The organism is Streptomyces sp. NPDC020780, from assembly GCF_044334475.1.
Lineage (GTDB): Bacteria > Actinomycetota > Actinomycetes > Streptomycetales > Streptomycetaceae > Streptomyces.
In genome coordinates this window covers 204,087-218,795 of the sequence record NZ_JBIRTB010000010.1, presented here as the reverse complement: position 1 = coordinate 218,795, position 14,709 = coordinate 204,087, and the positions used below count along the sequence as shown (strand labels likewise).

Genomic DNA, 14,709 nt, shown 5'->3' with positions numbered 1-14,709 from the left:
CCGGATGATGGGAAGAACGATGTTCATCGACCCGGGGCGCTGCATCGGCTGCCAGGCCTGTGTCTCCGCCTGCCGGGAGTGCGACTCGCACCGGGGCAGGTCGATGATCCACCTCGACTACACCGACGAGGGCGCCTCCGTCGCCTCCCTTCCCACCGTCTGCATGCACTGCGAGGACCCGGTGGCCCCCTGTGCCGAGGTGTGCCCCGCCGACGCGATCCTGGTGACCGCCGATGGCGTCGTGCAGGAGGCCGACACCACCCGCTGCATCGGCTGCGCCAACTGTGTCAACGCCTGCCCTTTCGGCGTCCCGAAGATCGACCTCCAGGCGAAGCTGCAGATGAAGTGCAATCTCTGCTACGACCGCACCGCGTACGGGCTCGCTCCGATGTGCGCCACCGTCTGCCCGACCGGCGCCCTCTTCTACGGCACCGTCGAGGAACTCCAGGCGGAGCGCCCCGGGGTGCAGGTGGCCGACACCTTCGTCTTCGGGGAGAGCGAGGTCCGCACCGGTGTGGCCATGGTCGTGCCCGCGGAGCGCGTCCAGTGGCCGGTGCCCGGCGGTCTTCCCGTCGTGGAGATCAACGGGAAGGACGTCCGCCGGTGAGCGTCGCCGAGCAGGAGCAGCCGGGCAGCGGACGGGACGCCACCGGCGACCCCCGTGAGGCACTGAACGACAGGATCGCCGCGGATTCGCTGACCACCCGGCGCGACTACCTCCGGATCGTCACCACCGTCTCCGGCGGCCTCGCGCTGGGCGGCCTGGGCGTGGCCGCCGGAATCCTCCACCGGCACGGGGACGAGGCGGGCGGCAAGGCGCCGGCGCCGCAGCAGATCGCCGCACGGCTGCTCCCCGGCGAATCGCTCGCCTTCCGCTACCCGGGGGACGAGGACCGGGCGGTCGCCGTCCGCATGGACGACGGCACCCTCGTCGGCTACTCCGCCGTCTGCACCCACCTGGCCTGCGCCGTCCTCTGGCGAAAAGACCGCGGTACGGAGGGTGAGCTGTACTGCCCGTGCCACGAAGGTGTCTTCGACGCCCGTACCGGCGAGGTCACCGCGGGTCCGCCGCCGCGCGGACTGCCCAAGGTGGTGCTGGCCGAGCTGGACGACGGCAGCATCTGGGCCGTGGGCACCACCCGTTCCGGGGAGAGCGTCGAGCAGGGCCTGTGCCGCCAGATCGGGAAGGACCGCCCGGACCTCGCCGCCCGGATCGGCTGTCCCGGCACCGGCGGGGGCGTGGAGGCGCCACCCGCCGGCCCGTCCGGCGCCTCGGCACCTGAGGGGCGGGCATGACCGAACCGTTGGAGCCCGTCGAGCCGCCACGGCCTGCCGGCCCCCCCGGGCGGCCGTTTCCGGACTACCACCCGGGCAGCGAACGCGCCGAGCTGAACCGCCCCCTCCATGAGCGGTATCCCCAGATCCGCCCCACCAGTGGTTACGGCGATCCACGGGTGCGCCATACCGGTCCCGGCCCCGGTGCGGGCGGCGAGCAGGAGCCCGAGCGCTCCTCGAAGCTGACAGCACGGCTGGTGCTCGCCCTGAGTGTCGTCGTCGGTCAGTTGTGGGGACTGACGGTGGTCGTGGACGTCTGGATGGAGGGCAACACGGATACGGCCTGGTGGGGCGCGGGCTTCCTCTGCCTCTCGTTCCTCGTCGTGCTGGGACTGTGGGCGCTCGATCCCAAGGATCGCTGAGCACGGCTTTGCCCGCGTGGACGCCGCCGTACTCTGGAGGCATGAGTACCGCCCCCGCCCCCGGACCGCGAGAATCGAAGCCGTCGCAGCCGCAGGAGCAGCAGCCACGGGAGCCGAGGCCGGCTCTGATCTTCGACGATCCGCTGGACCGGCAGTCCGCGGACGATACGGACCAGGGGTGGGGCGAGCGGGCTCCGGCCGGCGGCGGCGCGGCCGACCTGGCACGCTTCCTCGACGAGAAGCCGCCGCACCACTTCTGATGTCTGATCGGGCCCGGTCGGTGCACCACGGGGCTACCGGGCACGGGACACCGCCACGGCGAGCCTTCCCGACGCACCCGCGCCCGCCAGCGCCGCCGCCGTGTCGCGTCCCACGGCCAGGACCACCAGAGCACCGCTTCCCTGGTCCGCCACGCCGCCGAATGCTGCGGCTCGGTCCGCTCCCGGACCGTCCGGACCACCCGGCACGTCCGTGACCCGTACGTCCTTCGCCACCAGCCGCGCCTTCGTGCCGGTCCCGTCCTCCTGCGCGGCGATCACGTCGACCCGGTCTCCCGGCCGCAGCAGCCCGACCGTGGCCGCGTCGGCGATCCGTACGGGCGCGGACACCAGCCGGACGGGCCGCCGGTCCGGCTTCGGGCCCGGCCGTACGTCGCCCGGGACGTCGGCTCTCCCCTCGGCGCCTGCCGGATCCACACCGCCCGGGCCGGAACCACCGAGACCCGACACGGCGAGCACCGCGGAGGACAGGGCGAAACCGGCCGCCATCGCGCGGCGGTGTCCCCGCAGCGTGCGGCGCAGCCGTCCGGAACCGCCCCCGCGCACCCGCAGGGGTGGGAAGGACGGGATCCCGCAGGGCGCGGGAGGCGCGGGACGTGTTTCGGGCACCGACGGGAACATGGCCAACACCACCAGCCGTGAGAGGCGTGCACAACGGACTCCGTCACTCTGCCCCGACGGAGGGGGTCGCGCTGGAGCCTGTGCACAGCAGACGCGTTGTGGACAACTCGGCCACCCGAACGAGTTCGCCCGCACACGAGCCGCCCCGCACACGAGCCGCCCCGGCGGACCCGCCCACAGCTGTCACGACTCCGCACACCACGAGCCGCCCCCGCACGTCCCGGCCCGCACGAGTCGCCCCAGCACGGACTGGTCCGTGCAGGCCGACTCGACCCGCCCCGGCTGCCCGTACGACTCGGTGGCGCGTCCACCGGGCGGCGCCCCCGGACGTGCCCCCGAGCCCGCCCCCGCATCAGGGGAGTTCGATCCCCGTATCGATCCCGGCCAGTCCGTGGGCGCACACGCAGTCGCGGACCTCCCCGGAGGGCAGCGCGGCCACGGCGTCGAACAGCACCGATCGCAGCCGGTCCACGTTGGCCGCGAACACCTTCAGCACGTCCCCGTGGTTGACGCCCTCGCCCGCCTCGGCCCCCGCGTCGAGGTCCGTGACCAGGGTCAGCGTCGTGTAGCACATGCTCAGTTCTCGGGCGAGCACGGCTTCCGGATGTCCCGTCATCCCGACGACCGACCACCCCATGGCCGCGTGCCAGCGTGACTCCGCGCGGGTCGAGAAGCGGGGCCCTTCGACCACGACCAGCGTTCCGCCGTCCACCGGCTCCCAGCCGCGTCCGCGTGCCGCCGCGAGGGAGGCCTTGCGCCCCACGGGGCAGTACGGGTCGCCGAATCCGAGGTGCACCACGTTCGGCTGGACTCCGTCACTCCGCGTCTCACCGTCGTAGTACGTCTGGACGCGGGCCTTCGTGCGGTCCACCAACTGGTCCGGTACGAGCAGGGTGCCCGGTCCGTACTCCGGACGCAGGCCGCCGACGGCGCACGGGCCCAGCACCTGGCGTACGCCGACGGAACGCAGAGCCCAGAGGTTGGCGCGGTAGTTGATCCGGTGGGGCGGCAGATGATGGCCGCGCCCGTGACGGGGGAGGAAGGCCACCCGGCGTCCCGCGAGTTCGCCCAGGAAGAGGGAGTCGCTCGGCGGCCCGTAAGGGGTCTCCACCTGGATCTCGGTCACGTCCTCCAGGAAGGAGTAGAAACCCGATCCGCCGATGACACCGATTTCCGCTGCAGCTGCTTCTGCGTTCGCCATGCGGTCACACTAACCGGGTGGTGGACACCGCCCGGCGGGCGAGCAGGACCCCGGCCGCCAGCCCGGTCCGGGCAGCCGGGCTGCGGCACGCCCGGGACCCCGCCGAGCGGATCGGCGGGGTCCCGGTGAAGCGTGTGAGGTATGCGGTCTCAGGCGGCCGACGTACTGCTCGTCGACGAGGCCGAGGACGACGAAGACGTCGTGGACGAGGTGGAAGCCGAAGCCGCAGGCTTCGATTCCGACCCCGACGAGGACGGCGTGGTGGACGAACCGGACGCCTTCGGGGTCGCCGGTGTGCTGCTCGACGACGAGCCGCGGCTGTCGTTCCGGTAGAAACCGGAACCCTTGAAGACGATGCCGACCGCCGAGAACACCTTCTTGAGGCGTCCCTCGCAGTTCGGGCACACGGTCAGGGCATCATCGGTGAACTTCTGCACCGCCTCGAGGCCCTCGCCGCACTCGGTGCACTGGTACTGATAGGTCGGCACTTGCTCCTCCTGGCACTCTCACTCAATGAGTGCTAACGACGCTCCATACTGACGTATTCCGAGCCATCAGTCCACTGTGACCGGCTCGCGGTGACCGATCCCACGCGCCACCGTCCGTCCCTGCGACTGCGGTGCCAGCCGTGAGCGCAGGGCGAGAAGGGTCGCCAGGGCCAGCGCGGTCCCGGCCAGGGGGACCAGGAAACCGGTGCTCGCCCCGTGGGCGTCCGCGAGCTGTCCGGCCACGGTGACGGCGGCCGCCTGGCCGAGCGCCACCGCGCCCGTCAGCCAGGTGAAGGCCTCGGTCCGGACGGACGCCGGAACCAGGGCCTCGACCAGCGTGTAGCCGCTGATCAGCGCCGGAGCGATGCAGAGGCCGACCAGCAGCCCCAGTCCGGCCAGGAGCGGCACGGAGTGCACCGCCCAGAGCCCGGACGCCGTCAGGGTCAGGGCCACGTAGCCGACGATCAGCCGGCGGCGCGGGCTGCTCTTCCAGGCGATGGCGCCACAGGCGATCCCGGCCAGCATGTTGCCCGCCGCGAAGACGCCGTACAGCACGCCGTTCACGCCCGGGCGGCCGATCTCCTCGGAGAACGCGGTCAAGGAGACCTGCATGCCCCCGAAGACGGCGCCGATGCCCAGGAAGGTGACCGCGAGGACGCGGACGCCCGGTACGGAGAGCGCCGAGCGGTGCGGCCCGGCGGTGGCCACCGTGCCCCGGACGGCCGGCTCGGTGGAGCGCCGGGCGGCGAACAGGACGCCGCCGACGAGCGTCAGCCCCGCCTCGGCGATCAGTCCGGCCGCCGGGTGCACTCCGGTGCACAGCGCGGTGGCGAGTACGGGGCCGATGACGAAGGTGAACTCGTCCGTCACGGACTCGAAGGCGGCGGCCGTGGCCATCAGAGGGGAGGCCGGGCGCCCCGGAGCGGCGCCCAGCCGGGCCGCCCAGCGTGCGCGGACCATCGGCCCGATCTGCGGAATGGAGGCCCCCGTGGGCACGGCCGCCAGGAACAGCGCCCACAGGGGCACGTGCGCCAGGGCGAGCGCCGTCAGCGCGCCGACGGAGACGGCGTGCACCAGGACGCCCGGCAGCAGTACCGCGCGCTGGCCGAACCGGTCGGCGAGCCTGCCGGTCTGCGGGGCGAACAGGGCCATCGAGACGCCGGAGACGGCGGCCACGGCGCCCGCACTGCCGTACGAGCCGGTGGTGTGCTGCACGAGGAGCACGATGCCGATGGTCAGCATCGCGAAGGGCTGCCGGGCGGCGAAGCCCGGGAGAAGGAAGGTCCACGCACCCGGGGTGCGCAGCAACTGCCCGTAACCGGGGCGGTCGGAGACCGTGGACGCCACGGCCATGCCTTTCTGCCGCCTGGTGGCCGTGTTCCCTGCTGGGGCCGGCACCGGGGTGCGAGGCCTGCGGGAACTGCCGAGAGCTGTCCTCTTCGCGCGGGACTGCGGTAGATGCCGGGCGCTCGCTCCAGAGGCGAAAGGACGCCACGACCGCCATACGGTCGCGCCAGCTCTGCGTCAGGCAGAGTTGGTCGATCAGATTGAATCGGGTGGATCAGGGGTTAGCAGTCCTTCATGTTACAGACCGGGCGCCCTGCGTGCCTGTGATGGTGCACGAGGGCCCCGTCGCCACCTCTGTCCACCGGCGCTCAGTGATGGGCCTTCGTGTCGTCCGCTGTGGTGCCTGAATCGTCCGTGGCCCGGCTCGGCCCGCCCGACGCGCTGCCCGGCCCGCCGACCGGGACACCGCTGCCTGGCGAGCGCTCCGATGCGGGCCGGCGGCCGCGGCGGTCCGCTCCGCCCTTGCCCAGTTTCCTGGCCCGCTTCACGACGTGCGGCAGGTCCAGGGAGCCGTTCCCCTGCTGGGCGGCCCCGCCGGTCCCGAGCCAGCCGGCCAGCTTGCCTCCGCGGCCGACCGCCCGCAGGCGCGCCTCGGCGGCGTCGCGGACCGGGTCGGTGGCGACGACCAGGAGTTCGTCCCCGCGTCGCAGCACGGTGGAAGGGGCGGGGACGAAGCTCTTGCCGTCCCGGACGACGAGGGTGACGGCGGCCCCGGCCGGGAGCCGCAGTTCACCGACCTCCACGCCGTGCATCTTCGACGTCCCGGGAACCGCGACGGACAGCAGGTGCCCGCGCAGCCGTTCCAGGGGCGCCGACTCTATGCCGAGGTCGGCGGTCTCGGAGGGATCGTCGGCGATCTTCAGGGCCTTCGCCAGCCAGGGCAGGGTGGGCCCCTGGATCAGCGTGTAGACGATGACGAGCACGAAGACGATGTTGAAGACCCGGGTGCTTCCCTCGATCCCGGACACCATGGGAATGGTCGCCAGGACGATGGGGACGGCCCCGCGCAGCCCCGCCCAGGACATCAGGGCCTTCTCCCGCCGTGGCAGTCCGAAGGGCACCAGGCTGAGGAAGACCGACAGCGGCCGTGCCACGGCGGTCAGCACCAGTCCCACGACGACGGCGGGCCAGAAGTCGTCGACGAGGTCGTGCGGGGTGACCAGCAGACCGAGCAGGACGAACATGCCGATCTGGGCCAGCCAGCCGAGCCCGTCCGCGAAGCCCCGGGTGGCCGGCCAGTGCGGCAGTTTGGAGTTGCCGAGGATCATCGCGGCCAGGTACACGGCGAGGAATCCACTGCCGTGGGCCATGGCGCCCGCCGCGTACGCGGACACCGCGATGGCCATGACGGCGATCGGGTAGAGCCCGGACGCGGGCAGGGCGACATGGCGCAGCCCGAAGGAGCCGAGCCAGCCGACGGCGAGACCGATGGCCGTGCCGATGGCCAGCTCCAGGGCTATCTCGCCCACGAGCACGTACCAGTGCTCCACGGGGCCGACCGTGGAGAACGCGACCACCAGGATGACCACGGGGGCGTCGTTGAACCCGGACTCCGCCTCCAGCACGCCCGTGATCCGGGACGGGAGGGGGACCTTGCGCAGGACGGAGAAGACGGCTGCCGCGTCGGTGGACGAGACGACGGCGCCGATGATCAGGGCCTGCCGCCACTCCAGGCCGACGAGATAGTGCGCCGCGCTCGCGGTGACGCCCACGCTGATGCCCACGCCGACGGTCGAGAGGACGGCCGCCGCCGGGAGGGCGGGCCTGACCTCTTTCCACTTCGTGCCCAGGCCGCCCTCGGCGAGGATCACGACCAGGGCGCCGTAACCGATCACCTGGGTCAGCTCGGCATTGTCGAACTTGACGTCGAAGAAGCCGTCCTGCCCCATGGCGATACCGATGCCGAGGTACAGGAGCAGGCTGGGGAGCCCGCTGCGGGACGAGATGCGGACGGCCGCCACGGCCACCAGCAGGACGAGTGAGCAGACGAGCAGAAGTTCGTTGAGCGCGTGGACAGTCAGGGTCCGTTCCTTCCCTGCGTACGCCTTCCGGATCGGCCTCCGGCGGCCAGTACTTCGTTACCTTACCTAATCTTTAACGTTTTCTTGACGCTTCGAGTGTGCGTACGAGTGCTACGCAAATGGAGGCATCCCCGTACCGCGTCCGAGTGGCTGTGGCGGGGCGCCTATGGTTGCTCCTGCACTCCCAGGACCACCCTGCCCCTCGAAGGACAGCGATGCCCGCCAACACAACCGCCCCTTCCGGCCCTTCCGATGCGAAGAAGTCCGGCAGGAAGAAGGGGCGACGCGCCCGCCTGCTCGTGATCGTCCTGGTGCTGGCGCTCGTCGCGGGTATCGGGTACGGCGCCTTCTGGTCCGTATCCACGGTGCGGGCCTCGTATCCGCAGACCACCGGGTCGATCGAGGTCAAGGGCCTCACCGGCAACGTCGACGTCAGACGCGACGACTACGGGATCCCGCAGATCTACGCCGACTCCGACAGCGACCTCTTCCGGGCCCAGGGCTTCGTCCAGGCCCAGGACCGCTTCTGGGAGATGGACGTCCGCCGTCACATGACGTCGGGCCGGCTCTCCGAGATGTTCGGCTCCGGCCAGGTGGAGACCGACGCCTTCCTGCGGACGCTGGGCTGGCGTCAGGTCGCGCAGAAGGAGTACGACGAGGTTCTGGACGAGGACACCAGGAAGAACCTCCAGGCTTACGCGGAGGGAGTGAACGCGTACCTCGACGGCAAGGACGGCAAGGACATCTCCGTCGAGTACGCGGCGCTCGGCCTGACCAACGACTACAAGCCCGCCGAGTGGACCCCGGTCGACTCGGTCGCCTGGCTCAAGGCGATGGCCTGGGACCTGCGCGGCAACATGCAGGACGAGATCGACCGCTCGCTGATGACCAGCAGGCTCAGCGAGAAGCAGATCGAGGACCTGTACCCGGACTACCCGTACAAGAAGAACAAGCCGATCGTCGAGAAGGGTGCGGTCGACGTCGCCACCGGGAAGTTCGGCCAGGACACCGAGCCCTCGGACGGCGTCGGGTCCGGGACCGTCCAGGGGGCGGCCGACGGCGTGACCACCCAGCTCTCCGCGCTCTCCGACACCCTCGACGAGATCCCCGCGCTGCTGGGCCCCAACGGCAACGGCATCGGCTCGAACTCCTGGGTCGTCTCCGGCGACTACACGACCACGGGCAAGCCGCTGCTCGCCAACGACCCGCACCTGGCGCCGCAGCTGCCCTCGCTCTGGTACCAGATGGGGCTGCACTGCCGTCAGCTCTCGGACACCTGCCGGTACGACACGGCCGGTTACACGTTCTCCGGGATGCCCGGTGTGATCATCGGCCACAACCAGGACATCGCCTGGGGCTTCACCAACCTCGGCGCCGACGTCACCGACCTCTTCCTGGAGAAGGTCTCGGCCGACGGTTACCAGTACGACGGCAAGACCGAGCCCTTCGTCACCCGCGAGGAGACCATCAAGGTCGCGGGCGGCGAGAGCCGCAAGATCACCGTCCGCGAGACCAACAACGGTCCGCTGGTCTCCGACCGCAGCGACGAGCTGAAGAAGGTCGGCAAGAAGGCCCCCGTCACCAACTTGGCACCCGACCGCGCGGACGGCTACGCGGTCGCGCTGAAGTGGACCGCGCTGGAGCCCGGCAAGTCGATGGACGCGGTCTTCGAGCTCAACCGTGCCAAGGACTTCAAGACCTTCCGGGCGGCGGCCGAGCACTTCGAGGTGCCCTCGCAGAACCTCGTCTACGCGGACACCGAGGGCCACATCGGCTACCAGGCCCCGGGGAAGATCCCGGTCCGCCTCAAGGGCGACGGAACCCTGCCGAGCCCCGGCTGGACCTCCGACTACGGCTGGAAGAAGGACCCGGTCCCGTTCGACGAGCTGCCCTACGAGTACGACCCGGAGCGCGGCTACATCGTCACCGCCAACCAGGCCGTCATCGACGAGGAGAACTACGGCCCGCTGCTGACCAAGGACTGGGGCTACGGCACCCGGAGCCAGCGGATCAACGACCTCATCGAGTCGAAGACCAAGGGCGGCGGCAAGATCTCGACCGACGACATGCAGCAGCTGCAGATGGACAACCACAGCGCGATCGCCGCCGAACTGGTGCCCAAGCTGCTGAAGATCGGGGTCTCCGACAAGAGCGTCCGTGAGGCGCAGAAGCTCCTGGAGGGCTGGGACTACACCCAGGAGCCCGACTCGGCCGCAGCCGCGTACTTCAACGGCGTCTGGCGCAACATCCTCAAGCTCGCCTTCGGCAACAAGCTCCCCAAGGAGATGCGCGCCAAGGGCGACTGCCTCTACGTGCGGCCCGCCGCCGGCACCGGACCGGTGGACGAGCAGCACAAGCTCGTACGGGAGTGCGGTCAGCGCGACCCGGACACGGCACAGCCGGACGGTGGCGACCGCTGGTACGAGGTGGTCGACAGCATCCTCGACGACACGGACAACGCGTGGTGGAAAGTCCCGGCCAAGGGGCGTGAGGAGTCGATCGACAACCGTGACGAACTCTTCGGCCGCGCCATGGAGGACGCCCGCTGGGAGCTGACCGCCGAGCTCGGCAAGGACATCAGCACCTGGAGCTGGGGCCGGCTGCACCAGCTGACCCTGCGCAACCAGACCCTCGGTACCGAGGGCCCCGACCTCCTGCAGCGGGCTCTCAACCGCGGACCCTGGCACCTCGGCGGCGGCGAGGCCGCGGTCAACGCGACCGGCTGGAACGCGGCGGGCGGCTACGACGTCATCTGGGTCCCGTCGATGCGGATGGTCGTCAACGTGGGGGACTGGGACAAGTCCCGCTGGATCAACCTCACCGGGGCCTCCGGGCACGCCTTCAGCGCGCACTACACGGATCAGACCGACAAGTGGGTCGACGGCGAACTCCTCGACTGGTCCTTCGGGACCAACGCGGTGGGGCAGTCCACGGTCGACACCCTGACACTGAAGAAACCGTCCTGACGCCCGGCAGGCCGGAGTCCGACGTCAGCGCGTGAAGCGCACCACGCGGACCGGCGTGATCACGGCGTCCACGGGGTGGTCGTGCGGCTCCTCGGGGACCCGCGCGACCACCTCGTCGTCGTACAGGAGAACGACCAGGGCCGGATGGGCGCCGGCCGTCGCCAGCCTGGCCAGCACCCGGTCGTAGCTGCCCCCGCCGCGGCCGAGCCGCATGCCGCGCCGGTCCACTGAGAGTCCGGGCAGCAGGACCACGTCCGCGTCGAGGACCGCGTCCGGCCCCAGCCGGGCGCCGTCCGGCTCCACCAGGCCCCGCCCCGCGGGTATGAGGTGGTCCGCTCCCCGGTACACGCCCCAGTCCAGGTCGTTGTCCGCCAGCAGTACCGGCAGCAGCACCCGAACGCCCCGGGTGTGCAGGGCGTCCAGGAGCGCGTGCGTCCCCGGCTCGCGCCCCACGGAGACGTACGCCGCCACCGTCCGGGCGGCGGCGAGCTCGGGGAGGGCCGTGGCGGATGCGGCGAGGAGTTCCGCCGCATCCGTGATGTCCTGGGAAGCCAGGAGGCGTCGACCGGCCAGTAGTTCGCGCCGCAGCAGCGCCTTTCTGGACATGTCATCGTTCAACGGGTTCTCACCTACCGCGCGTAGTGGCCTATATGAGGACGAAGTTAACCGGATGCTCATCTTCCGCCCATGCGGACCGGTTAGAGTTCACGCATGACTCAGTCGCGCCCCAGGATCAGCAAAGCTGTCATCCCAGCTGCAGGTCTTGGCACCCGGTTCCTGCCGGCCACCAAGGCCACTCCCAAGGAGATGCTGCCGGTCGTCGACAAGCCCGCCATCCAGTATGTCGTCGAAGAGGCGGTCACAGCAGGCCTGTCCGACGTGCTGATGATCACCGGTCGCAACAAGCGTCCCCTGGAGGACCACTTCGACCGGAACTACGAGCTGGAGTCGGCGCTGACCCGCAAGGGGGACGACGAGCGTCTCTCCAAGGTGCAGGAGTCGAGCGACCTGGCCACCATGCACTACGTCCGTCAGGGCGACCCGCGTGGTCTGGGCCACGCCGTCCTCTGCGCGGCACCGCACGTGGGGGACCAGCCCTTCGCCGTGCTCCTCGGTGACGACCTGATCGACCCGCGCGACCCGCTGCTCGCACGGATGGTCGACGTCCAGGAGCGCGAGGGCGGCAGCGTCATCGCGCTCATGGAGGTCGAGCCGTCGCAGATCCACCTCTACGGCTGCGCGGCCACCGACGCCACGACGGACGGCGACGTCGTACGGGTCACGGGGCTGGTGGAGAAGCCCGACCCGGCCGACGCGCCCAGCAACCTCGCCATCATCGGCCGCTACGTCCTGGATCCCGCGATCTTCGACATACTGCGCCGGACCGAGCCCGGCCGGGGCGGCGAGATCCAGCTCACCGACGCGCTGCAACTGCTGGCCGAGAACGAGGAGATCGGCGGCCCCGTGCACGGTGTCGTCTTCAAGGGCCGCCGCTACGACACCGGGGACCGCGGCGACTATCTGCGTGCCATTGTCAGACTCGCGTGCGAACGTGAAGACCTGGGACCGGACTTCCGGACCTGGCTGCGCAGTTACGTCACCGAGGAGTTGTAACAGCTTGAGCGGCACGATCTGGTCGGTTGACGAGCACCTGGACGACATCCTCGCAGCGGTGAGGCCACTCGAGCCGATCGAGCTGCAACTGCCCGACGCCCAGGGCTGCGTCCTCGTCGAGGACGTCGTGGCGGAGGTCGCCCTGCCGCCCTTCGACAACAGCTCGATGGACGGATACGCCGTCCGGGTCTCGGATGTGGAGGGCGCCGACGAGGAGTTCCCCGCCGTCCTCACCGTCATCGGTGACGTGGCGGCGGGCGACGGGGGACTGGCTGACGGCCGGTCCGTCGGCCCCGGCGAGGCGGCCCGCATCATGACCGGTGCACCGCTGCCCGCGGGTGCCGAGGCGGTCGTCCCGGTCGAGTGGACGGACGGCGGAACGGGCGGTGGCCCGGCGGCCGCGATGCGGGCCCACAGCGAAGCGCCGGAGGGCGCGGGAGGCGAGGTCCGCGTCCACCGTTCCGTCGAGGCCCGCGCCCATGTCCGGGAGCGGGGCAGCGACGTCCGGCCCGGGGACCTGGCCCTCCGCGCGGGCGCTGTCGTCGGACCGGCGCAGATCGGCCTGCTCGCCGCCATCGGGCGCTCCACGGTGAAGGTGCGGCCCCGTCCGAGGGTCGTCGTCGTCTCGACCGGCAGCGAGCTGGCGCAGCCGGGCGAGGAGCTGACCGGCGGCCGGATCTACGACTCCAACAGCTTCGCGCTGACGGCCGCCGCCCGTGACGCCGGGGCCATCGCCTACCGGGTCCCGGCCGTCGCCGACGACGCGGCCACGCTGCGCGCCACGATCGAGGACCAGCTGATCCGCGCCGACATCATCGTCACGACCGGGGGCGTGAGCGTCGGCGCGTACGACGTGGTCAAGGAGGCCCTGTCCTACGTCGACGACGAGGCCGAGCCGGGCAGCGGCATCGAGTTCCGGAAGCTCGCCATGCAGCCGGGCAAGCCGCAGGGCTTCGGGTCGATCGGCCCCGATCACACGCCGCTGCTGGCCCTGCCGGGCAATCCGGTCTCCTCCTACGTCTCCTTCGAACTCTTCGTACGGCCGGCCATCCGGGTCCTGATGGGTCTCCAGGATGCGCACCGGCCGACGGTCCGGGCGAAGCTGAGCGTCGACAAGGCGCTGACCTCGCCGGCCGGTAAACGGCAGTTCCTGCGGGGCACGTACGACGCGGAGGCGGGCACCGTCACCCCGGTGGGCGGCGCCGGGTCGCACCTCATCGCCGCCCTCGCGCAGGCGGACGCGCTGATCGTGCTGCCCGAGGACACCACCTCCGCCGAGCCCGGCACGGAGACCGAGGTGATCCTCCTCCGCTGACTTCCGCCTCGTGGCGGTACGGTATCTGGCGCTGTGCCTTACCGGGGGAAGCCCCCGGGCCCCCGGCCCACCCCGTGTGCGGGCCGAGCGGGCATCGGCGCCCTACCGCTAGGCGGAGTGAGTTGAGTACGCAGAACAGACTGACGCACATCGACGAGGCGGGCGCGGCCCGCATGGTCGACGTGTCGGACAAGGACGTCACGGCACGCGTCGCCCGGGCGAGCGGCCGGGTCCTGGTGTCGCCGCGTGTCGTCGAGCTCCTCAGGGGCGAGGGTGTCCCCAAGGGCGACGCCCTGGCCACCGCGCGAATCGCCGGGATCATGGGGGCCAAGCGGACCCCGGAGCTGATCCCGCTCTGCCATCCGCTCGCCGTGTCGGGCGTGAAGGTCGACCTGAGCGTCGCCGACGACGCGGTGGAGATCCTGGCCACCGTGAAGACCACGGACCGTACCGGTGTCGAGATGGAGGCCCTGACCGCCGTCTCGGTCGCCGCGCTCACGGTGATCGACATGGTCAAGGCCGTCGACAAGGGCGCTGTCATCACGGACGTCCGGGTCGAGGCGAAGTCGGGCGGCGTGTCCGGGGACTACCGCCGTCCGGCGCCGGAAGGGGCGGACGCGTGAGCGCGCCCGGCAGTTCACCTGCGCCGGGCGGGTACCGCGCCCTCGTGGTGACCGCCTCGAACCGCGCGTCGGCCGGCGTCTACGCGGACCGGGGAGGCCCGGTCATCGCCGAGGCGCTCACCGCACTCGGGTTCGCGGTCGACGGTCCGCAGGTCGTCCCCGACGGAGACCCCGTGGAGGCGGCGCTGCGGGCGGGCGTGGCCGCCGGGTTCGACCTGATCGTCACCACCGGCGGTACGGGCATCTCGCCCACGGACCGCACCCCCGAGGCCACGCGCCGCGTCCTGGACCGGGAGATCCCGGGCATCGCCGAGGCGATCCGCGCCGAGGGCCGGGACAAGGTGCCCACCGCGGCACTCTCCCGGGGCCTCGCGGGTGTCGCGGGCAGCACCCTCCTCGTGAACCTGCCCGGCTCCACCGGCGGCGTACGCGACGGTCTCGCCGTACTGAGCAGGCTCCTGGTGCACGCCGTCGACCAGCTCCGCGGCGGCGACCACCCCCGACCCGGGAGCCCGAGCTGAACGTCCCGACCTGGCCG

The 14,709-nt window shown here is 71.3% G+C and carries 15 protein-coding genes; 9 read left to right on the top strand and 6 right to left on the bottom strand.

Going from position 1 to position 14,709, the window contains the following annotated elements; translation table 11 throughout:
- Nucleotides 1-4 precede the first annotated feature (4 nt).
- Genes ACH4VO_RS21200 through ACH4VO_RS21185 form a run of 4 tightly spaced genes read left to right on the top strand, consistent with a single transcriptional unit; the run spans nt 5 to nt 1,957 of the window.
- The gene (locus tag ACH4VO_RS21200; RefSeq protein ID WP_360987067.1) at nt 5-607 is read left to right on the top strand and encodes a 4Fe-4S dicluster domain-containing protein; all 603 of its coding nucleotides are present in this window, start codon (nt 5-7) and stop codon (nt 605-607) included.
- Nucleotides 604-1,296 carry a Rieske (2Fe-2S) protein gene (locus ACH4VO_RS21195; protein ID WP_360987070.1) on the top strand — a complete coding sequence of 231 codons (693 nt, stop codon included), beginning with the start codon at nt 604-606 and terminating at the stop codon, nt 1,294-1,296. Before ACH4VO_RS21200 ends, ACH4VO_RS21195 begins: the two co-directional genes overlap by 4 nt.
- Nucleotides 1,293-1,697, top strand: coding sequence for a hypothetical protein (locus ACH4VO_RS21190; protein ID WP_360987073.1), 405 nt, complete (start codon nt 1,293-1,295; stop codon nt 1,695-1,697). Before ACH4VO_RS21195 ends, ACH4VO_RS21190 begins: the two co-directional genes overlap by 4 nt.
- A 41-nt stretch (nt 1,698-1,738) precedes the next feature.
- Complete coding sequence (locus tag ACH4VO_RS21185; protein WP_360987076.1) at nt 1,739-1,957, top strand: hypothetical protein; 219 nt, start codon at nt 1,739-1,741, stop codon at nt 1,955-1,957.
- A 33-nt stretch (nt 1,958-1,990) separates the two neighbouring features.
- Here ACH4VO_RS21185 and ACH4VO_RS21180 read toward each other — a convergent pair whose 3' ends face one another.
- The 5 genes from ACH4VO_RS21180 to ACH4VO_RS21160 form a co-directional block, all read right to left on the bottom strand.
- Complete coding sequence (locus ACH4VO_RS21180; protein ID WP_360987079.1) at nt 1,991-2,596, bottom strand: RcpC/CpaB family pilus assembly protein; 606 nt, start codon at nt 2,594-2,596, stop codon at nt 1,991-1,993.
- A gap of 352 nt (nt 2,597-2,948) precedes the next feature.
- Nucleotides 2,949-3,797 carry an S-methyl-5'-thioadenosine phosphorylase gene (locus ACH4VO_RS21175; protein ID WP_360987082.1) on the bottom strand — a complete coding sequence of 283 codons (849 nt, stop codon included), beginning with the start codon at nt 3,795-3,797 and terminating at the stop codon, nt 2,949-2,951.
- 149 nt (nt 3,798-3,946) lie between these two features.
- A complete protein-coding gene (locus tag ACH4VO_RS21170; RefSeq protein ID WP_360987085.1) occupies nt 3,947-4,285 on the bottom strand; it encodes an FmdB family zinc ribbon protein in 339 nt (112 codons plus the stop codon).
- Nucleotides 4,286-4,351: 66 nt separating this feature from the next.
- Nucleotides 4,352-5,632: an MFS transporter gene (locus ACH4VO_RS21165; RefSeq protein WP_360987380.1), complete on the bottom strand. Its 1,281-nt coding sequence runs from the start codon at nt 5,630-5,632 to the stop codon at nt 4,352-4,354.
- A 308-nt stretch (nt 5,633-5,940) separates the two neighbouring features.
- Entirely contained in the window at nt 5,941-7,593 is a 1,653-nt protein-coding gene (locus ACH4VO_RS21160; protein WP_360987088.1) for a potassium/proton antiporter, read from the bottom strand.
- 275 nt (nt 7,594-7,868) lie between these two features.
- Here ACH4VO_RS21160 and ACH4VO_RS21155 point away from each other — a divergent pair, with 275 nt between their 5' ends.
- Complete coding sequence (locus ACH4VO_RS21155; protein WP_360987091.1) at nt 7,869-10,619, top strand: penicillin acylase family protein; 2,751 nt, start codon at nt 7,869-7,871, stop codon at nt 10,617-10,619.
- A gap of 24 nt (nt 10,620-10,643) precedes the next feature.
- Here the strand turns inward: ACH4VO_RS21155 and ACH4VO_RS21150 are convergent, their stop codons facing one another.
- Nucleotides 10,644-11,225: a 5-formyltetrahydrofolate cyclo-ligase gene (locus tag ACH4VO_RS21150; protein ID WP_360987094.1), complete on the bottom strand. Its 582-nt coding sequence runs from the start codon at nt 11,223-11,225 to the stop codon at nt 10,644-10,646.
- Nucleotides 11,226-11,330: 105 nt separating this feature from the next.
- Here ACH4VO_RS21150 and galU point away from each other — a divergent pair, with 105 nt between their 5' ends.
- The 4 genes from galU to ACH4VO_RS21130 all read left to right on the top strand — a co-directional run bounded on the left by galU (nt 11,331) and on the right by ACH4VO_RS21130 (nt 14,692).
- A complete protein-coding gene (galU, locus tag ACH4VO_RS21145; RefSeq protein ID WP_360987097.1) occupies nt 11,331-12,233 on the top strand; it encodes a UTP--glucose-1-phosphate uridylyltransferase GalU in 903 nt (300 codons plus the stop codon).
- Nucleotides 12,234-12,237: 4 nt separating this feature from the next.
- Nucleotides 12,238-13,548: a gephyrin-like molybdotransferase Glp gene (glp, locus tag ACH4VO_RS21140; RefSeq protein WP_360987099.1), complete on the top strand. Its 1,311-nt coding sequence runs from the start codon at nt 12,238-12,240 to the stop codon at nt 13,546-13,548.
- A 122-nt stretch (nt 13,549-13,670) separates the two neighbouring features.
- Nucleotides 13,671-14,171 (top strand): cyclic pyranopterin monophosphate synthase MoaC, encoded by a 501-nt coding sequence (moaC, locus tag ACH4VO_RS21135; RefSeq protein ID WP_360987101.1) that lies wholly within the window; start codon nt 13,671-13,673, stop codon nt 14,169-14,171.
- A complete protein-coding gene (locus tag ACH4VO_RS21130) occupies nt 14,168-14,692 on the top strand; it encodes a MogA/MoaB family molybdenum cofactor biosynthesis protein (RefSeq protein ID WP_360987103.1) in 525 nt (174 codons plus the stop codon). Before moaC ends, ACH4VO_RS21130 begins: the two co-directional genes overlap by 4 nt.
- The last annotated feature ends 17 nt before the right edge of the window (nt 14,693-14,709 follow it).